General features: G+C 71.9%; 19 protein-coding genes. 14 read left to right on the forward strand and 5 right to left on the reverse strand.

What is annotated here, in order from left to right; all coding sequences use genetic code 11:
- Positions 1 to 117: 117 nt before the first annotated feature.
- Complete coding sequence (sepH, locus tag ACFXDJ_RS13925; protein WP_384849083.1) at positions 118 to 1,128, reverse strand: septation protein SepH; 1,011 nt, start codon at positions 1,126 to 1,128, stop codon at positions 118 to 120.
- A 540-nt stretch (positions 1,129 to 1,668) separates the two neighbouring features.
- Here sepH and ACFXDJ_RS13930 point away from each other — a divergent pair.
- Entirely contained in the window at positions 1,669 to 2,508 is an 840-nt protein-coding gene (locus ACFXDJ_RS13930) for a hypothetical protein (protein ID WP_384662232.1), read from the forward strand.
- Between the two features lie 23 nt (positions 2,509 to 2,531).
- On the opposite strand, the gene ACFXDJ_RS13935 is transcribed toward ACFXDJ_RS13930, so the two are convergent.
- Together ACFXDJ_RS13935 and ACFXDJ_RS13940 are read right to left on the reverse strand one after the other, a co-directional pair.
- A complete protein-coding gene (locus ACFXDJ_RS13935; RefSeq protein WP_384662229.1) occupies positions 2,532 to 3,866 on the reverse strand; it encodes a D-arabinono-1,4-lactone oxidase in 1,335 nt (444 codons plus the stop codon).
- Positions 3,811 to 5,073, reverse strand: coding sequence for an MFS transporter (locus ACFXDJ_RS13940; protein WP_384662227.1), 1,263 nt, complete (start codon positions 5,071 to 5,073; stop codon positions 3,811 to 3,813). The genes ACFXDJ_RS13935 and ACFXDJ_RS13940 overlap by 56 nt, the downstream gene beginning before the upstream one ends.
- Positions 5,074 to 5,242: 169 nt before the next feature.
- On the opposite strand from ACFXDJ_RS13940, the gene ACFXDJ_RS13945 reads away from it, so the two are divergent.
- Together ACFXDJ_RS13945 and ACFXDJ_RS13950 are read left to right on the forward strand one after the other, a co-directional pair.
- Complete coding sequence (locus ACFXDJ_RS13945; protein ID WP_384662224.1) at positions 5,243 to 6,442, forward strand: ferrochelatase; 1,200 nt, start codon at positions 5,243 to 5,245, stop codon at positions 6,440 to 6,442.
- A gap of 84 nt (positions 6,443 to 6,526) precedes the next feature.
- Positions 6,527 to 7,330, forward strand: a complete 804-nt coding sequence (locus tag ACFXDJ_RS13950; protein ID WP_384662221.1) for an inositol monophosphatase family protein — start codon at positions 6,527 to 6,529, stop codon at positions 7,328 to 7,330.
- A 91-nt stretch (positions 7,331 to 7,421) separates the two neighbouring features.
- Here the strand turns inward: ACFXDJ_RS13950 and ACFXDJ_RS13955 are convergent, their stop codons facing one another.
- Positions 7,422 to 7,595: a hypothetical protein gene (locus ACFXDJ_RS13955; RefSeq protein WP_384662218.1), complete on the reverse strand. Its 174-nt coding sequence runs from the start codon at positions 7,593 to 7,595 to the stop codon at positions 7,422 to 7,424.
- Positions 7,596 to 7,852: 257 nt separating this feature from the next.
- Here ACFXDJ_RS13955 and ACFXDJ_RS13960 point away from each other — a divergent pair, with 257 nt between their 5' ends.
- The 4 genes from ACFXDJ_RS13960 (at position 7,853) to ACFXDJ_RS13975 (ending at position 11,378) form a co-directional block, all read left to right on the forward strand.
- On the forward strand, positions 7,853 to 8,506 hold the full coding sequence (locus tag ACFXDJ_RS13960; RefSeq protein WP_030008767.1) for a response regulator transcription factor: 654 nt from the start codon (positions 7,853 to 7,855) through the stop codon (positions 8,504 to 8,506).
- Between the two features lie 5 nt (positions 8,507 to 8,511).
- A complete protein-coding gene (locus ACFXDJ_RS13965; protein WP_384849086.1) occupies positions 8,512 to 9,756 on the forward strand; it encodes a sensor histidine kinase in 1,245 nt (414 codons plus the stop codon).
- A gap of 395 nt (positions 9,757 to 10,151) precedes the next feature.
- Positions 10,152 to 10,448 (forward strand): DUF4193 domain-containing protein, encoded by a 297-nt coding sequence (locus ACFXDJ_RS13970; protein ID WP_112451146.1) that lies wholly within the window; start codon positions 10,152 to 10,154, stop codon positions 10,446 to 10,448.
- Between the two features lie 12 nt (positions 10,449 to 10,460).
- Positions 10,461 to 11,378 (forward strand): hypothetical protein, encoded by a 918-nt coding sequence (locus tag ACFXDJ_RS13975; protein WP_384663506.1) that lies wholly within the window; start codon positions 10,461 to 10,463, stop codon positions 11,376 to 11,378.
- A gap of 22 nt (positions 11,379 to 11,400) precedes the next feature.
- On the opposite strand, the gene ACFXDJ_RS13980 is transcribed toward ACFXDJ_RS13975, so the two are convergent.
- On the reverse strand, positions 11,401 to 11,871 hold the full coding sequence (locus ACFXDJ_RS13980) for a DUF3093 domain-containing protein (protein ID WP_384663504.1): 471 nt from the start codon (positions 11,869 to 11,871) through the stop codon (positions 11,401 to 11,403).
- A gap of 58 nt (positions 11,872 to 11,929) precedes the next feature.
- On the opposite strand from ACFXDJ_RS13980, the gene ACFXDJ_RS13985 reads away from it, so the two are divergent.
- The 7 genes from ACFXDJ_RS13985 to ACFXDJ_RS14015 all read left to right on the forward strand — a co-directional run bounded on the left by ACFXDJ_RS13985 (position 11,930) and on the right by ACFXDJ_RS14015 (position 18,577).
- On the forward strand, positions 11,930 to 12,514 hold the full coding sequence (locus ACFXDJ_RS13985; RefSeq protein ID WP_384663503.1) for a PaaI family thioesterase: 585 nt from the start codon (positions 11,930 to 11,932) through the stop codon (positions 12,512 to 12,514).
- Positions 12,514 to 13,056 (forward strand): dUTP diphosphatase, encoded by a 543-nt coding sequence (dut, locus tag ACFXDJ_RS13990; RefSeq protein WP_384663501.1) that lies wholly within the window; start codon positions 12,514 to 12,516, stop codon positions 13,054 to 13,056. Before ACFXDJ_RS13985 ends, dut begins: the two co-directional genes overlap by 1 nt.
- A gap of 1 nt (position 13,057) precedes the next feature.
- Positions 13,058 to 13,840: a DUF3710 domain-containing protein gene (locus ACFXDJ_RS13995; RefSeq protein WP_384663499.1), complete on the forward strand. Its 783-nt coding sequence runs from the start codon at positions 13,058 to 13,060 to the stop codon at positions 13,838 to 13,840.
- A gap of 209 nt (positions 13,841 to 14,049) precedes the next feature.
- Complete coding sequence (locus ACFXDJ_RS14000) at positions 14,050 to 16,707, forward strand: ATP-binding protein (RefSeq protein ID WP_384663564.1); 2,658 nt, start codon at positions 14,050 to 14,052, stop codon at positions 16,705 to 16,707.
- Positions 16,704 to 17,390, forward strand: coding sequence for a response regulator (locus tag ACFXDJ_RS14005; RefSeq protein ID WP_384663562.1), 687 nt, complete (start codon positions 16,704 to 16,706; stop codon positions 17,388 to 17,390). The genes ACFXDJ_RS14000 and ACFXDJ_RS14005 overlap by 4 nt, the downstream gene beginning before the upstream one ends.
- 24 nt (positions 17,391 to 17,414) lie before the next feature.
- Positions 17,415 to 17,843, forward strand: a complete 429-nt coding sequence (locus tag ACFXDJ_RS14010; protein WP_112451269.1) for an OB-fold nucleic acid binding domain-containing protein — start codon at positions 17,415 to 17,417, stop codon at positions 17,841 to 17,843.
- A 2-nt stretch (positions 17,844 to 17,845) separates the two neighbouring features.
- Positions 17,846 to 18,577 (forward strand): DUF3159 domain-containing protein, encoded by a 732-nt coding sequence (locus tag ACFXDJ_RS14015; protein WP_384663560.1) that lies wholly within the window; start codon positions 17,846 to 17,848, stop codon positions 18,575 to 18,577.
- Positions 18,578 to 18,798: the final 221 nt, after the last annotated feature.

Raw genomic sequence — 18,798 nt, forward strand, 5'->3', positions numbered from 1 at the left:
GGCGCCCTCGGCGCGCCCGCCCGGGGGGTGGCGGGGGGGGGGTGCGCCGCGCGGCGCTGGGCGTGCGAGTCGGCGCCGCCCGGGGGGGGGGGCGGCCCCCCCCCCCTCGGCGGAGGGCTACTCCTGTTTCTTGCGGCGGGTGCCGAAGACGATCTCGTCCCAGCTCGGGACCGCCGCGCGGCGGCCCGGCCGGACGCCGTCGGCCTCGGCCTGGCGGTCGGTCGTGCCGGTGAGCCGGTCCCGGTGGCCCGCCACGGTGCGCGGCATCAGGACGTCCGCGTACGCGGTACCCGCGCCGGCGGAGGCCGCCGGCGGTTCCTCGGACTCCGGTTCCTCCAGCGGCTCCGGCACCACCAGGTCGCCGCGGAAGCTCGGTACCGACTCCAGCAGGGCCGTCAGGGTGTCCCGCTCCTCCTCCGGCTCCGGAGGAGGAGGCGGGGCCGGAGCGACAGGGCGCTCCAGCTGGCGGTCGAGCGCGCGGTCCAGCGGCCGGTCCCGCGGCAGCCGGGCGATGCGCGGCACGAAGGGGAAGCTCGGCTCCGGCGTCGCGGGCAGGTCGTCCGACTCGCCGATCAGCGAGCGGGCCTCGTCGTCCACGGCCACGACCAGCCGGCGCGGCGGGTCGTAGGTCCAGCTCGCCGAGTGCGGTTCGCTCGCGACCCGGTACACCAGGAGGACCTCCCAGGTGCCGTCGTCACGGCGCCACGAGTCCCACTGGACGGATTCCTTTTCGGCGCCGCGCAGCGTCAGCCGTTCCTGCACTGCCTCGCCGAGCTGGGGGCCGGTGTTCTCGCCGGGGCGGCGCACGGGGGTCTTGCGGGCCCGCTCCGCCATGAAGGCGCGCTCCGCGAGCACGGGGCCCTCGAAGCGGCGTACCCGGTCGACGGGGATGCCGGCGAGCTGAGCGACCTCCTCCGCGGAGGCACCGGCCCGTATGCGGGCCTGGATGTCGCGGGGGCGGAGGTGGCTCTCCACCTCGATCTCGATCTGGTTCAGGCGCGCACGGTCGTTGCGCACGGCAGCCCGGAGACGCTCGTCGATCGCAAGCGTGTACTCCGTGCTGTCCGCAGCCTTGAGCACCAGTCGTGTGCCGTCATTTGAGACGGCCACGACACGCAGTTCGGGCATGGGGACCTCCCGGGTGGTGCCTGCCGACGTCACGTGCGTCGCTGCTTCCGCTAGTCGAGTGTGGCCTGCCCGGGTGCAGCCTGCCACTACCTTGCCGAGTTAAACCGGCGTGTCGGGCATGCGCCCTTGATCGCTGTTATGGCACGGTTACCTGTTGGGCACGCACAGTGACCGAACGATTACTGTGCGCAGCAGGATCCCGTGCAATACCGCGGCATCGCCGGTCTCGAGTGCCGTTTTTCCATCAGCCGGCCCCCTCTCCCGGGTCCGGACATCGATAAGGAAGGACGGCCCCAGGGCTCGCCACAGTACTCCATTCGGGCCACCTGGGTGGACCGCCGCGCCGCCGAACTTGTCCCGGACGGCGGGAGTTGGGCTGCCCTCTGACGGGCCCCCATCCGGCCGGACCTGCGGGCGCGTTCGTTTTCGGGTGTCCTGCTTCACAGAATCCCCAGAAATGGAACTATCCGTTTCGCTCAGGGGTCAGTAACTGGAGAAAGCGGTGAAGCGCGAGAGGACCGGGACACGCAGGGGATGGCGATGGGTCAGAAGACGGTGCTGGACACCGAGCCGGAGCGGGAGACGGAGAAGAAGAAGCTCGACCTGAGCGCGACTCAGGTCGCGGGCTCCTCCCTCGCCACGGTCGCGGCGGCCCTGCTCGCCTCGAAGATGGGCGTCTACGGGACCATCCTCGGCGCCGGTGTGGTGAGCGTGGTGGCCACCGCCGGCGGGCCCGTCATCCAGCACTTCTTCCGGCGCACCGGCGACCAGCTGCGCGAGAGCGCCCGCCCGAAGGCCCGTCAGGTACCGGTGGAGGAGGCCCGCGAGGAGCGCGCCCCCGACGGCACGATGATGCTCCGGGCCACCCCGCTCCCGCCTCCGCCCGGGCTCTCGGAGGAGTTCGGCGAGGGCACGGTGCACGGCAGCCGCGTCCGGGGCTGGAAGCGCACGGCCGTGGCGTCGGCCGCCGCCTTCGCCATCTCGATCGGCGGGATCGCCGCCTACGAGGCGTTCTCCGGGACCGCGGTCAGCAGCGATTCCAAGACCGTCTGGGGCGGTACGGCCCAGAACGCCGGCACGGGCAAGCCGGACACCGGGAACACCGGGAACGAGCCCGGCCGCGGCGGCAAGGACAGGGACAAGGGCGGGACGACCCCCGGGACCGGGAACTCCCCGAGCCCCTCGCCCTCGAAGGGGAACCCGAGTCCCGCCCCGGATCCCTCCCCGTCCCCGGATCCGACGCCGAGCCCGACCCCGCCGAAGCCCGACCCGAAGCCGACGCCGACCCCCGCGCCGACCCCGCCGCCGAGCACCGGCCAGGCGACCCCGGGCGGCGGCGGCGCGGGCACCGGCACCGGCCAGGAGTCGCGGACCCCCTGATGCGGGCTCAGCCCCCGCCAGGCTCAGTCCCCCAAGACCCGGCGCAGGTAGTCGTTGCCGAACACCCGGTCCGGGTCCAGCCGGTCCCGGAGCGCGGTGAACTCCCCGAAGCGCGGGTACACCCGGGCGAAGTACTCCGCGTCCCGCGTGTGCACCTTGCCCCAGTGCGGCCGACCGCCGTGCTCCGTGAAGATCCGCTCGGCGGCGGTGAAGTAGGCCTGGTACGGGGTGCCCTTGTACATGTGCACCGCGATGTACGCGCTCTCGCGGCCCGAGGCCGTCGACAGGGTGATGTCGTCCGCCGGAGCCGTCCGCACCTCCACCGGGAAGCTGATCCGCAGGTCGGAGCGGTCGACCATGGCCTTGAGCTCCCGTAGCGCCTCGACGACCCGCTCGCGCGGGAAGGCGTACTCCATCTCCACGAACCGCACCCGGCGCGGGCTGGTGAACACCTTGTACGGGATGTCCGTGTAGGTCCGCGCGGACAGGGCGCGGCTCGCGATCCGGGCGATGGAGGGGATGGCCGCCGGGACCGCGCGGCCGAAGGAGTTCACGGCCTGGAAGAGGCCGTTGGACAGCAGCTCGTCCTCGACCCAGGCGGAGACCGCTCCGGGCGGGGCGGCCGGGCCCTGGCTGCGGTTGTTGCGCTTGGTGTTGCAGTTGCCGGTGTGCGGGAACCAGTAGAACTCGAAGTGCTCGTTCTCCGCGTGGTGCTGGTCGAACTCGGCGGTCACCCGGTCGAAGCCCATGGGCTCCTCACGGGCGGTCAGGAAGAAGAGCGGCTCCACGGCGAAGGTGATCGCGGTGACGACGCCGAGCGCCCCGATGCCGAGCCGGGCCGCCGCGAAGACCTCGGGATTCTCCTTCTCCGAGCACGTGAGCAGCGTGCCGTCGGCGGTGACCAGCTCCAGGCCGCGGATCTGGGCGGCGATGGAGGCCGAGTCGCGGCCGGTGCCGTGGGTGCCGGTGCTGGTGGCCCCCGAGACCGTCTGCTCCATGATGTCGCCCATGTTCGTGAGCGACAGGCCTTCCTTGGCGAGGGCCAGGTTCAGGTCCTTGAGGACCGTGCCCGCCGCCACGGTGACCGTCCCCGCGGTCCGGTCGATCGCCTGGATCCCGGCCAGTGCCTGCGGGCGTATCAGTACGCCGTCGGTCGCGGCGGCCGCGGTGAAGGAGTGGCCGGTGCCGACCGCCTTCACCTTCAGCCCCTCCTCGGCGGCCCGGCGGACCGCCTCCTGGAGCCCGCCCACCGATGCGGGGGTCACCACGCGCGTGGGCGTGGCGGTGACGTTGCCCGCCCAGTTATGCCACGCGGCGGTCCGTGTCCCGCTCGTCCCTGCTGTCCCCGTCGTAGCCATCGTTGGAAGGCTCCTCCCCTTGCGCCGACCTCGTCAGCCGGCGATAACCCGCGAACGCCACCGCCGCCGCGGCGGCCCCCGCCGAGATCGAGACGACGTACCCGGTCCTCGCGCCGGCGGCGTCGATGACCCAGCCGGCCACGGAGGAGCCGAGCGCGACTCCGACCGCGAGGCCGGTGCTGATCCAGGTCATGCCCTCGGTCAGCTTCGCGCGTGGTACGTGCGCCTCGATCAGGGCCATCGTGGTGATCATCGTGGGAGCGATGGCGAGGCCCGAGACGAAGAGCGCCACGGCCAGAAACGGAAGGTTCCCGGCCAGTAGGAGGGGGATCATACTCACGGCCATCGCACATATGCCCAGCACCCACCTGGGTTCTGCCCGGCCCTTCAGGTGGAGCAGCCCGAAGACGATGCCCGCGAGGCAGGAGCCGACCGCCCAGACGGCCAGGATGAAGCTGGCGGCGGCCTTGTGGCCCTGCTCCTCGGCGAAGGCCAGGGTGACGACGTCGATGGAGCCGAAGATGGCCCCCGTGGCCACGAAGGTGGCCATCAGCACCTGGAGTCCGGGGGAGCGCAGGGCGGAGGTCCGGTCGGTGTCCGCGCCGCGCGGGTGCGGGGCGGGCTCGGTGGTGCGCTGCGCGGTCAGCCACCACACGCCCACCAGCAGGAAGACACCGGCGACCAGCGGGCCGGCCTCGGGGAACCAGGTGGTGGAGAGCCCGATGGCGAGGATCGGGCCGAAGATGAAGCAGACCTCGTCGAGGACGGACTCCAGGGAGTACGCCGTGTGCAGTTCGCGCGGGGAGTCCCGGTAGATGGCCGTCCACCGGGCGCGGATCATCGAGCCCACGCTGGGCACGCAGCCCGCGAGGGCGGAGAAGACGAACAGGGTCCAGTCGGGCGCGTGGTTGGCCGCGCAGAGCAGCAGGCCGGCCACGGCCAGGGCCGCGAGCAGGCTCGCCGGGCGCAGGACGCGGCGCTGGCCGTACTGGTCGACGAGGCGGGAGACCTGGGGGCCGATGGCGGCCGCGGAGAGCGCGAGGGTGGCGGTGAGCGCCCCGGCCAGCGAGTACCGGCCGGTGAGCTGGGAGATCATCGTGAGGATGCCGACGCCGACCATCGACAGCGGCATCCGGCCTATGAGGCCGGCCGCGCTGAACGACCGGCTTCCGGGGGCCGCGAATATCGCGCGGTAGGGACTGGGCAAGGTGCCCTCCGTAAGGGACGTCATTGGCCCATACAGGTTACGACCGCACACATGGCGCCCGCATGGGGAGAAATCGACAGGAAGTAAGGGTGACCTTACCTGTGGCGGGGCGGGCCTGGTCGCCGGGCCTGTTTCCCGGCCGGCGGGGGCGGGTGGCAGGATTCGAAACATGTCTGACCAGCTCCGCGCCTCCGCCTCCGCTCCCGCCTCCGCCGCCGGCGCAGGCACGGCCGAAGGCCCCGCCGCCCCCTACGACGCCCTCCTGCTGCTCTCCTTCGGCGGCCCCGAGGGACCCGACGACGTCGTGCCGTTCCTGGAGAACGTCACGCGCGGGCGCGGCATCCCGCGCGAGCGGCTCAAGGAGGTCGGGCAGCACTACTTCGGCTTCGGCGGCGTCAGCCCCATCAACGGGCAGAACCGCGAGCTGCTGGACGCGCTGCGCAAGGACTTCGCCGAGCACGGGCTGGACCTGCCGGTCTACTGGGGCAACCGCAACTGGGCCCCGTACCTCGACGACGTGATGCGCGAGATGGCCGCCGACGGCCGCCGCCGCATCGCGGTCCTCGCGACCAGCGCCTACGCCTCGTACTCGGGCTGCCGGCAGTACCGCGAGAACCTCGCCGACGCGCTCGCGCTGCTGGTCGAGGAGGGCGTGGCCGAGGCAGACCTGCCCAGGGTCGACAAGCTGCGGCACTACTTCAACCACCCAGGCTTCGTGCAGCCCATGATCGACGGGGTGCTCGCGGCGCTGGAGTCGCTGCCCGCCGAGGTCCGGGGCGGCGCCCGCCTGGTCTTCACCACGCACTCCATCCCCACCGCGGCGGCCGACGCCTCCGGTCCGACCGAGGAACACACCGCCGACGGAGAGGGCGGGGCCTACGTCAAGCAGCACCTGGACGTCGCGAAGGTCATCGCCGACGCGGTCCGGGCCGAGACCGGCACCGAACTGCCCTGGGAGCTCGTCTACCAGTCGCGCAGCGGCGCCCCGCACATCCCGTGGCTGGAGCCGGACATCTGCGACCACCTGGAGGCCCTGCACGGGGCGGGCGCCCCGGCGGTGGTCATGGTGCCGATCGGCTTCGTCTCGGACCACATGGAGGTCCTGTACGACCTCGACACGGAGGCCACCGCCAAGGCCGCCGAGCTGGGGCTGCCCATCGCCCGCTCGGCGACGGTCGGCGCCGACCCCCGGTTCGCGGCGGCGGTACGGGACCTCGTGCTGGAGCGGGCCGCGACGGAACGCGGCGAGGCCGTGGAGCGTTGCGCGCTCGGGCTGCTCGGAGCCGGCCACGACCTGTGCGCCGTGGGCTGCTGCCCGGCCCGGGGACCGCGTCCGGCAGCTGCGGGGGAGGACAGCCCGTACGCGTAGCGGCGGCACGGGCACGCACAGCACGTTCGGCACGTACAGGCACGTACAGGCACGTACAGGCACGCATAGGGATTGGATCCGGCTGTGATTTCCGAAGAGCTGAAGACCGAACTGCTGGCTGTGGGCCTGGAGGCCGCCCGGCGGGCGGGCGAGCTGCTGCGGGACGGCCGGCCGGCCGATCTGGCGGTCGCGTCGACCAAGTCCAGCCCCATCGACGTGGTGACCGAGATGGACATCGCGGCGGAGAAGCTGATCACCGGGATCCTCGCGGAGCGGCGGCCCGAGGACGGGCTGCTGGGCGAGGAGGGCTCCGACACGGCGGGGACCAGCGGCGTGCGGTGGGTCATCGACCCGCTGGACGGCACCGTGAACTACCTCTACGGGCTGCCGACCTGGGGCGTGTCCATCGCGGCCGAGTACCTCGGGCAGACCGTGGCCGGGGTGGTGGCCGCGCCGATGCGCGGGGAGACGTACCACGCGGTGCTGGGGCGCGGGGCCTGGCTCGGCGAGCGCCGGCTGGCCTGCCGCGCGGCCGCTCCGCTGGACCAGGCGCTGATCGGCACCGGGTTCGCGTACGTCCAGACCCGCAAGGCCCACCAGGCAGACGTCGCGCAGCGGATCATTCCGGCGGTCCGCGACATCCGGCGCGGCGGGTCGGCGGCGGTGGACCTGTGCGACGTGGCCGCCGGGCGGCTGGACGGGTACTGGGAGCGCGGGCTGAACCCCTGGGACCTGGCGGCGGGCGAGCTGATCGCACGGGAAGCCGGCGCGCTGACCGGGGGACGGCCCGGGGAACCGGCCTCGGGCGAGCTCGCGCTGGCGGCCACGCCGGCGGTGTTCGCCTCGCTGCAGCCGCTGCTGGACGAGGCCGGGGCCTGGCACGACTGAGCGGACGGCGCGCCGCCCGCGAGAAGGAACCCCGGCGGCCAAGTGGCGGCTGCCGGGGTTCGGAGCGTGCGTGGTGTCGGCCGATCGGGTGTCAGCAGGCGGGGACCGAGACCGGAACGCCGTGCTCGGCGGCGAGGCGCTGAAGGTCTTCCAGCTCCGCCTGTTCCACTTCCGCGAGGAAGTCGTCGCCCGTCTCGCGGGCCTGCCTGAGGTCCGTCTGCGTGCTCCTGATGCGCTGCAGGAGACCTGCGGTGAATGCGTCCATGGTGGGTGCGCCCCCTCTTCATGGGTCGGCGGCGGCACGTGGCAGTCCGCCATCAGGGAGTTTTCGGGGTGTGAAGTCGTCCTCCCCACCGCCCTGGCCCCAGAAACCTCGTAAGGCGAGGGAATCCTCACTTCCGTCCCCGCACGGAGGGTCCGGGTGAGCCCCACCGGCGTCTTACAGCCGGTTTACGGCCGAAACGGGCAGGATGGACGACGCACCACACGCCTGCCCTGAAGGGCACTGAGGAAGGAAACGACGTGCGCGTACTCGTCGTCGAGGACGAGCAGCTGCTCGCCGATGCGGTTGCCACCGGACTGCGCCGGGAGGCCATGGCCGTGGACGTCGTGTACGACGGCGCCGCGGCCCTGGAGCGCGTCGGAGTGAACGACTACGACGTGGTCGTGCTCGACCGGGACCTCCCGCTCGTGCACGGTGACGACGTCTGCCGGAAGATCGTCGAGCTCGGCATGCCCACCCGCGTGCTCATGCTGACGGCGTCCGGCGACGTGAGCGACCGGGTCGAGGGCCTGGAGCTCGGGGCGGACGACTATCTGCCCAAGCCCTTCGCGTTCACGGAGCTGACCGCGCGGGTACGAGCCCTCGGGCGCCGCACCACGGTCGCCCTGCCCCCCGTACTGGAGCGCGCCGGGATCAAGCTGGACCCGAACCGGCGCGAGGTCTTCCGCGAGGGCAAGGAGGTGCAGCTGGCGCCGAAGGAGTTCGCGGTGCTGGAGGTCCTCATGCGCAGCGAGGGCACCGTCGTGTCCGCCGAGCAGCTCCTGGAGAAGGCGTGGGACGAGAACACCGACCCGTTCACCAACGTGGTGCGCGTGACGGTGATGACCCTGCGGCGCAAGCTCGGGGAGCCCCCGGTCATCGTGACCGTTCCCGGTTCCGGCTACCGGATCTGACGCGGGTGGCAGCGACCCCGGCGCCACCGGCGGCGCCACCGAAACCGAACTGGGACCCCGGCCAGCCCGAGGGTCCTTTCCCTTGGCTGCGGCCGACCATCCGGATACGTCTGACGCTGCTGTACGGCGGGATGTTCCTGATCGCCGGCATCCTGCTGCTGTCGATCATCTACCTCCTGGCGGCGCAGGCGCTGCGCGAGGGCAACGCGCTCCCGTTCAAGATCGTGGGCGGCTCCGACATCCAGGTCACCAGCAACTGCCCCGGCGTGGGCACCGCGGGCCAGACGCACGACCAGTTCAACGCCGCGATCGCCCAGTGCGTCCTCGACCAGCGCAAGCACGCGCTGGACGATCTGCTCAGCCGGTCGCTGATGGCCCTCATGGGCCTGAGCATCATCGCCTTCGCCTTCGGCTACGCGATGGCCGGGCGGGTGCTCTCGCCGCTCGGCAAGATCACCCGGACTGCCCGCCGGGTGGTCGGCTCCGACCTGACCCGGCGGATCGAGCTGGACGGGCCGGACGACGAGCTCAAGGAGCTCGCCGACACCTTCGACGAGATGCTCGACCGGCTGGAGCGGGCCTTCACCGCCCAGCAGAGGTTCGTGGCCAACGCCTCGCACGAGCTGCGGACCCCGCTGGCCATCAACCGGACGCTGCTGGAGGTGCACCTCTCCGACCCCGGGGCCCCGGTGGAGCTCCAGCAGCTCGGCAAGACCCTGCTCGCCACCAACGAGCGCAGCGAGCAGCTGGTCGAGGGCCTGCTGCTGCTGGCCCGCAGCGACAACCAGATCATCGAGCGCAAGCCCGTGGACCTGGCGGAGGTGGCCTCGCGCGCCATCGACCAGGCGCGCGGGGAGGCCCACGCCAAGGGCGTGGAGATCCGCGGCGAGCGCGCGCTGGCCGTCGTGCAGGGCAACGGCGTACTGCTGGAGCGGATCGCGCTCAACCTGGTGCAGAACGCCGTCCGGTACAACGTCCCGGAGGGCGGCTGGGTGGAGGTCACCACCGAGGCCGTGCACGGGCAGGCGGTCCTGTTGGTGTCGAACACGGGTCCCGTGGTTCCCGCGTACGAGGTGGACAACCTCTTCGAGCCCTTCAGACGGCTGCGTACGGAGCGCACGGGCAGCGACAAGGGTGTCGGGCTCGGCCTGTCCATCGCGCGCTCTGTGGCGCGCGCACACGGCGGGAGGATCCAGGCGATCCCGAGGGAGGGTGGTGGCCTCGTGATGCGCGTCACTCTACCCTTGTGACCCCGGTGTGACCCCGGCCACTCCGTGTTCGCCGTTGGCTGAATGCTTGGAATGTGAAGGCAGTGACTTCTGTGCGATCGATCACAGTGTCGAGTGTCGGACCATAAGCGTTCAGTGACCTTGGAGGGGGCTAAAAGCCCGGGAAGTCCGGGTTTCCGGCCCCCCTAACGGCGGGAAATACATGGGGTGGCGTTTGTGCAAGACGGCCCCCGGACCGTGTACGGTCCCGGTCGTCATCCCAGCCAATCGCTCCTTCTGGTGTGCGGCTGGGTGTCGATTGAGTAACAGACCTTGATGTGAGGCAAAATCTCCGCCTCGGGTCGGGCACAAGTCCGGCCTCTCGCGCGTTACGTGCGCTGAGACACCCGCTAAATCCCAGAGGGGGAGAGCGAACTATGGCAACGGACTACGACACTCCGCGCAAGACCGACGACGACGTAGACAACGACAGCATCGAAGAGCTGAAGGCTCGTCGCAACGAGAAGTCGTCCTCGAACGTCGACCTGGACGAAATCGACAATGCGGAAGGCCTCGACCTGCCCGGCGCGGACCTCTCCAACGAGGAACTGGCCGTCCGGGTCCTGCCCAAGCAGGCCGACGAGTTCACCTGCACGAGCTGCTTCCTGGTGCACCACCGCAGCCAGCTGGCGCGCGAGAAGAACGGTCAGCCGATCTGTCGCGAATGCGACTGAGAGGCTCCGGCCGTGACCGGCTCGACACCATTTCGGAAGCGGCGCTTCCGAAAGCCTGGTGATCCGGCGGAGACGCAGGCGGGAACCAAGGGCCTGGAAACGGGCCCTGGAGCCCCCGGCGTACCCGCCGTGCTCCCCGACACCGCCGAGGCGGTGCCGTCGGCCTCCGAGGCCGATGAGGGGTCCCGGTACCGCACCGGGGTCCGTCGGCTGCAAGCCGTCAAGAACGGTGTGCGCAAGGGCGGCGAAAGTGCCAGGGCCGCCGCCCTCTACCTCACCGACCGAGTCATCGAGAACGCACCGCGCGTTCCGGTTCGGGACCTCGCGACCCTGCGCGCGCAGTTCCCGGGCCTCGGGCCCGACCGGCTGGCCGACAAGCTGATCACGGGCGCCGCCAACGCGACGTCCACCGTCGGCGCGGGCATCGGTGCGGCGGCCATGCTGCCGGTGCCGCCCGCCATGCCGGCCGAGCTGGCCGCCGAGATCACAGGGGTCGCCGCGATCGAGCTGAAGCTCATCGCCGAACTCCACGAGGTCTACGGCCTGCGGCCGCCCGGCAACCTCAAAGAGCGCAGCTTCGCCTACCTCGTGGCGTGGACGGAAGAGCGCGGCATCGACCTGACCAGGCCGACGACGCTGAACGCGGCGCTGGGCGGTCAGATGAAGCGCGAACTGCGCCAGCAGATCACCAAGCGGATGTTCCGCAACCTGCCGAACCTGATGCCGTTCATGGTCGGCGCGGCCGTGGGCGCGGTCATGAACCGCCGGGACACCCGAAAACTCGCCGAGAAGGTCCGTGCGGACCTGCGGGACCGGGCCGTGCCGTGGGACGCCCTGTCGCAGCTCCCGGGCCTTGAGCGGCCCACCGAGCCCCTTCCCGAGGCCGCCAGGGCCGCCCTTGAGGGCCGGCCCTTCGACCCGCGCGACTGACCCCGCCGCGGCCCGCCGGGCCTCAGGCGGTCTTCGCGTCGGCCTGCGCCGCGCGGATGGCCGCCACGAGGGCCTGGGGCTCGCGGGTGGAGACGTAGACGTACGGGGTCGGGTCCGTGGGGTCGGTGACCTCGACCCGGACCGCCGTGGTCACGTAGCTGCGCATCAGCATGAAGGCCCGCATGTCGGCCTTGTACGTCCGCCAGGCGCGGGCCTCTTCCGGCTCCAGGGCCTCCGGGTCGCCCAGGGCCGTCACCGGGATCCGGGCCTCCCCGGCCGCCAGCGCTCCGCCCACCACGCGCACGCGCTGGGACCCGTACGAGCTCACCAGCAGCCCCGTCAGCGCGGTGCCCCCGACCAGTCCGGCCAGCAGCGGCATGGTGCCCAGCGGCATCAGGATCAGCGCGCACGCGAGACCGGTGAGTACGGCGATGGCCCACCAGGCGCGGGGGGCGGTCAAGCGTTCGTCGTGGTGCGCGGGGGAAGGCTGCATGGGGCCAAGCCTCCCACGAGGCGACCGGCGGGTAGCCGCGCGGGTAAGGTCTGCGGCTGTGAGTGGACGAAACACAGCGTTGACGCCCCCGGCCGAGGCCGCCCCGCCGGTGCGGCACCCCGATGCCCCGGCACCCGGCGAGCTCCTCGGTGCCCACTACGAGCACTGCTTCGGCTGCGGCGACGGCCAGCCGCACGGACTCCACCTGGAGGCCCGCGCGGGGGAGGGCGTGCGCGTCAGCGCCGAGTTCACCGTCAAGCCCGCCCACCAGGGCGCGCCCGGCCTCGCCCACGGCGGCGTCCTCGCCACCGCGCTCGACGAGACCCTGGGCTCCCTGAACTGGCTGCTGCGCGTCATCGCCGTCACCGGCCGGCTGGAGACGGACTTCGTCCGACCTGTGCCCGTGGGCACCGTGCTGTACCTGGAGGCCGAGGTCACCGCCGTCGCCGGCCGGAAGATCTACTCCAGTGCCATCGGCCGAATAGGCGGCCCGCAGGGACCCGTCGCGCTGCGCGCCGACGCCCTCTTCATCGAGGTGAAGGTCGACCACTTCATCGACAACGGACGGCCCGAGGAGATCCGGGCGGCGATGGCCGACCCGGACCAGGCCAGGCGCGCACGCGCCTTCGAGGTGAACCCCTGATGTCTGAGAACAACACTCCCCGCGCAGGCGTCGACGTGCTGATCCGGCGCGTGGACCCGGAGGTACCGATCCCCGCCTACGGGCACCCCGGCGACGCCGGCTGCGATCTGGTCACCACCGAGGCCGCCGAACTGGAGCCGGGCGAGCGGGCCGTACTGCGCACCGGAGTCTCCATCGCGCTGCCCGACGGCTACGCGGCGTTCGTGCACCCGCGCTCGGGCCTGGCCGCCCGCTGCGGGCTCGCGCTCGTGAATGCCCCGGGGACGGTGGATGCCGGGTACCGTGGGGAGATCAAGGTGATCGTGGTCAATCTCGACCCGCGCGAGAGCGTCAGGTTCGAGCGTTTCGACCGCATTGCCCAGCTGGTTGTCCAGCGGGTCGAGAAGGTGCGCTTCCACGAGGTGGCGGAACTTCCCGACTCGGCGCGGGCCGAGGGGGGTTTCGGCTCCACCGGAGGTCATGCGGCCGTGGCCGGATCCGGCGCTGGTCAGCAGGGTGGGAATGGCTACGCTTCGGTCGTATCCGACCGGGAAGGACAGTGACGTGTTCGGACGTCGCAAGAAGAACGACTCCGTCAAGGACGGCGGCGCGGCCGAGCAGGTCGTCGACGGCGTCGGCGCCGATGAGCAGGACGGCGCGGAAGAGGCCGACGCGGTAGCGCCGCGCCGGCTCAACCTGCCGCCGGCTCCGCGCCCCGACGGGCCGTGGGACGTATCGGAAGTGCCCGGCAACCCCGAGGACGGCCGGGTCGACCTCGGCGGCATCCTCGTACCGGGTGTCGAGGGCATGGAGCTGCGCGTCGAGGTCGCCGGTGACGCGATCGTCGCCGCGACCGTGGTGCTCGGCGACAGTGCCGTACAGCTGCAGGCCTTCGCCGCGCCCCGCAAGGAAGGCATCTGGGGCGAGGTCCGCGAGGAGATCGCCGAGGGCATCACCAAGCAGGGCGGCATCATCGACGAGGTCGAGGGTCCGCTGGGCTGGGAGCTGCGCGCGCAGGTGCCCGTACCGCTGCCGGACGGGCAGACCGGCGCCCAGCTGGTCCGCTTCGTCGGTGTGGACGGCCCGCGCTGGTTCCTGCGCGGTGTCATCTCCGGCCAGGGCGCGGTGCGCCCCGAGTCGGCGGGCGTGCTGGAGCGGATCTTCCTGGACACCGTCGTGGTCCGCGGCGAGGGCCCGATGGCCCCGCGCGACCCGATCGTCCTGAAGCTGCCGAACGACGCGCAGATGGTGCCGGACGGCGTGCAGACCGAGGAGCAGGAAGGCTCCCGCTTCGGCGGTGGCATGGGCCAGCTGGAGCGCGGCCCGGAGATCACCGAGGTCCGCTGATCTTCCCGCCCCCGTACGCGCGGGCGACTGTTTCCGGCCGTGGGCCGTACTCCTTCGGGGGTACGGCCCACGGCCGCGTCCGGGTCCGTGGCCGGAGACGGGTCCGGGGACGGGGCGCCTGTTGACATCGGTGTCAGGGATCCGTCAGGGATCGGGCCGTAAGCCGTGATCGGCGCGTGATCGGGGCAAACGTCCCGGAGAATGAGCGCATGGGACGCGGCAAGCTAAGGATCTATCTCGGCTCGGCACCCGGTGTGGGCAAGACGTACGCCATGCTCTCCGAGGGCCACCGCCGGGTGGAGCGCGGCGCCGACTGCGTGGTCGGCTTCGTCGAGCACCACGGGCGGCCGCGCACCGAGGTGATGCTGCACGGCCTGGAGCAGGTGGAGCGCAAGGAGCTCTCGTACCGGGGCGCCGCCTTCACCGAGATGGACGTGGACGCGGTCCTCTCGCGCAAGCCCGCGCTGGCCCTGGTGGACGAGCTGGCACACACCAACGTCCCGGGCTCGCGCAACGCCAAGCGCTGGCAGGACGTGGAAGAGCTGCTGCGGGCCGGGATCGACGTGGTCACCACCGTGAACATCCAGCACCTGGAGTCCCTCGGCGACGTGGTCGAGTCGATCACGGGCGTGCGGCAGCGGGAGACCGTCCCGGACGAGGTGGTGCGCCGGGCCGACCAGATCGAGCTCGTCGACATGTCCCCGCAGGCCCTGCGCCGCCGCATGGCCCACGGCAACATCTACAAGTCGGACAAGGTCGACGCGGCCCTGTCCAACTACTTCCGGCCCGGCAACCTGACCGCCCTGCGCGAGCTGGCCCTGCTGTGGGTCGCCGACCGGGCCGACGAGTACCTCCAGCAGTACCGGGGCGAGCACAACATCCGCTCCACCTGGCAGGCGCGCGAGCGGATCGTGGTCGGCCTGACCGGCGGCCCCGAGGGCCGGACCTTGATCCGGCGGGCGTCCCGGGTGGCGGCCAAGGGCTCCGGCAGCGAGATCCTGGCCGTCTACATCGCCCGCAGCGACGGGTTGACCGCGGCCTCGCCCAAGGAGCTCGCGGTCCAGCGGACGCTGGTCGAGGATCTTGGCGGAACGTTTCACCATGTGATCGGCGACAACGTCCCCGAGGCCCTCCTCGAATTCGCCCGCGGGGTCAACGCCACCCAGATCGTGCTCGGCTCCAGCCGGCGCCGCCCCTGGCAGTACGTCTTCGGCGCCGGTGTCGGCGCCACCGTGGCCCGCGACTCGGGGCCCGACCTCGACGTGCACATCGTCACCCACGAGGAGGTCGCCAAGGGCCGCGGCCTGCCCGTCGTCCGCTCGGCGGCCCGGCTCGGCCGGCCCCGGATCGTGGCCGGCTGGGTGGCCGGGGTGGTCCTGCCGCTACTGCTCGCGGCGTTCCTCACCCACATCGACTCCGACCCCGGCATCGCCAACGAGATGCTGCTCTTCCTGGCCCTCACCGTGGCCTCGGCGCTGCTCGGCGGGCTCTACCCGGCACTGGCCTCCGCCGCCCTGGGCTCCCTCCTGCTGAACTACTACTTCGCCCCGCCCATCCACCGCTTCACCATCTCGGACCCCAAGAACATCGTGGCCATCGCGGTCTTCTTCGGCGTGGCCGGCTCCGTGGCCTCCGTCGTGGACGCGGCGGCCCGCCGCACCCACCAGGCCGCCCGGCTGCGCGCCGAGTCCGAGATCCTCTCCTTCCTGGCGGGCAGCGTGCTGCGCGGCGAGACCACCCTGGACGCGCTGCTGGAGCGGGTGCGCGAGACCTTCGCCATGGAGTCGGTGGCCCTGCTGGAGCGGGAGAGCGACGTGGAACCCTGGCAGCCGGCCGGCAGCGTCGGCCCGAGCCCGGTCTCCCGGCCCGAGGACGCCGATGTGGACATGCCGATCGGCGACCACATGGCCCTGGCCCTGTCCGGCCGGGTGCTGCCCGCCGAGGACCGCCGGGTGCTCGGCGCCTTCGCCGCCCAGGCCGCCGTCGTACTCGACCGCCAGCGCCTGGTCGGGGAGGCGGAGGAGGCCCGCCGGATGGCGGAGGGCAACCGGATCCGGACCGCGCTGCTCGCCGCCGTCAGCCATGACCTGCGTACCCCGCTGGCCTCCATCAAGGCCTCCGTCAGCTCGCTGCGCTCCGACGACGTGGAATGGTCCGAGGAGGACCGGGCGGAGCTGCTCGAAGGCATCGAGGACGGCGCCGACCGCCTCGACCACCTGGTGGGGAACCTGCTGGACATGTCGAGGCTCCAGACCGGCACCGTCACCCCGCTGATCCGCGAGATCGACCTCGACGAGGTGGTCCCGATGGCGCTGGGCGGCGTACCCGAGGACAGCGTCCTGCTGGACATCCCGGAGACCCTGCCGATGGTGGCGGTCGACCCCGGGCTGCTGGAGCGGACCGTGGCCAACGTGGTCGAGAACGCGGTCAAGTACAGCCCGGCGGGGGAGCAGGTGCTGGTGGCGGCCAGTTTCCTGGGCGACCGGGTCGAGGTGCGGGTCGTGGACCGCGGGCCGGGCGTGCCCGACGAGGCCAAGGACCGGATCTTCGCCCCCTTCCAGCGGCACGGGGACGCGCCGCGCGGCGCCGGGGTCGGGCTGGGGCTGGCGGTCGCACGCGGCTTCGCGGAGGCCATGGACGGCACCCTGGCGGCCGAGGACACCCCCGGCGGCGGGCTGACCATGGTGCTCACGCTCAAGGCGGCGGCCGGCGGGCGGGCGCGGATCCACGTCAGCGTGGACGGCGAGGGGCGCAGCGTCCCGCAGGAGCCCGGGGGAGCGGACACGGACCGCGCCCGTGGCCCCGTAGATTTTGATCTTGATCCGGTACCACAGGATTCGATACGACAGAAGGCAGGACCTCAATGACCCGGGTGCTCGTGGTGGAAGACGAACCCCAGATCGTCCGAGCCCTCGTGATCAACTTGAAGGCACGCAAGTACGAGGTCGACGCGGCCGCCGACGGGGCGAGCGCCCTGGAACTGGCGGCCGCCCGCCACCCCGACGTGGTCGTCCTGGACCTGGGCCTGCCCGACATGGACGGGGTCGAGGTGATCAAGGGGCTGCGCGGCTGGACCCGCGTCCCGATCCTGGTCCTCTCCGCCCGGCACAGCTCCGACGAGAAGGTCGAGGCCCTTGACGCGGGCGCCGACGACTACGTCACCAAGCCCTTCGGCATGGACGAGCTGCTGGCGCGGCTGCGCGCCGCCGTCCGCAGGGCCGAACCCTCCGCCGGGTCCGGCGAGGACGAGGTGATCGTCGAGACCGACGACTTCACGGTGGACCTCGCGGCGAAGAAGGCGGTGCGCGAAGGGCGCGACGTGCGCCTCACGCCCACCGAGTGGCACCTGCTGGAGGTCCTGGTCCGCAACGGCGGCAAGCTGGTCAGCCAGAAGCAGCTGCTCCAGGAGGTCTGGGGGCCCTCGTACGGGACCGAGACCAACTACCTGCGGGTCTACATGGCCCAGCTGCGGCGCAAGCTGGAGGCGGACCCCTCGCACCCGAGGCACTTCATCACCGAACCGGGCATGGGATACCGCTTCGAGAGGTAGTGGCCGCGCCGGTACGCTTCCTGTATGAGTGCTGAACCGCGTCCCGAGAAGCCCGCCAAGCCGGCGAAACCCGCCAGGCCGGCGGGCCGGTTCCGCCGGATGATAGAGCGGCTGTCCACCTCGCAGGAGGAGCTGCATTCGGCGGAGCTGCAGGAGGACGCAGAAGCCGCGGGGTGCACGCGGATCTGCGACTGCCACGACCGTCAGATAGTCAAGGTGACCGGGACCCTGCGGACCGTCACCCTGCGGCCGCGCGCGGGCGTCCCCGCGCTGGAGGCCGAGCTGTTCGACGGCTCGGCCGCGCTGGACGTCGTATGGCTCGGGCGTCGCTCGATCGTGGGAATCGAACCCGGCCGTCGCATGATCGCCTCCGGGCGGATCTCGATGAGCCACGGCCGTCGGGTGCTCTTCAACCCGAAGTACGAACTCCGACCGCTCGGACAGGAGCACTGACGGTGACGTCACTCGACAAACCGACCACGCCCGACGCCTCGCCCGCCGAGGATCAGAAGGCCGTGACGCAGGCGGCCCTCTTCGACGCCTTCGGAGGGATCCGGGGCACCGTGGAGACGATGCTCCCCGGGCTGCTCTTCGTCATGATCTACACGATCAACAAGGACGTGAAGAGCTCCGCCATCGCGGCGGGTGCGGTCGCGGTCCTGCTGGTGATCGTGCGGCTGCTGCGCAAGGACACGGTGAAGCACGCCTTCAGCGGGGTCTTCGGCGTGGGCGTGGGCGTGGCCTTCGCACTGTTCACCGACAACGCGAAGGGCTTCTACCTGCCCGGCATGATCTACGGCGCCGGACTGGGCGTGGCCTTCACGCTCTCCGCGCTGGTGGGCTTCCCGCTGCTGGGGGTGATCCTGGGGCCGGTCTTCAAGGAGAACCTCTCCTGGCGCACCCGCAACCCCGGGCGCAAGAAGGCGTACACCAAGGCCAGTCTGGCCTGGGGGCTCATCTTCCTCGCGAAGTACGCGATCCTCTTCCCGCTGTACTGGTGGGGCGACGCGACGCAGCTGGGCTGGGTGCTGATCGGGCTGAAGCTGCCGCCGATGGTGCTGGCGGTCTACTTCACGTGGGCCTTCCTGGCGAAGGCGCCGCCGCCGATCGACGTGATCGCGGAGTGGGAGGCGGAGGAAGCCGCGGAGAAGGCGGCGAAGGCGGCCGCCAAGGGCCAGGGGGCCTGACCGCAGCCCGTGCCGGTGCCGCCGTACACGCGGCGCCGTTCCCGGGGGCCAGCCCCCGGACCCCCGCTCCTCAAACGCCGGAGGGGCTGGATTCGCTCCGCGCGGTGGACGCGTGCGGGCAGACGCTGGCCAGATCCAGCCTCGCCGGCGTTTGAGGCGCGGGGTGGGGGGGGGGGGGCCCCGGGGGGGGCGGGGGGCGGGGGGGGGGGCGCCCCCCCCGC

Origin of the sequence: Streptomyces sp. NPDC059443 (assembly GCF_042750105.1) — a bacterium.
Taxonomy (GTDB): Bacteria; Actinomycetota; Actinomycetes; order Streptomycetales; family Streptomycetaceae; genus Streptomyces.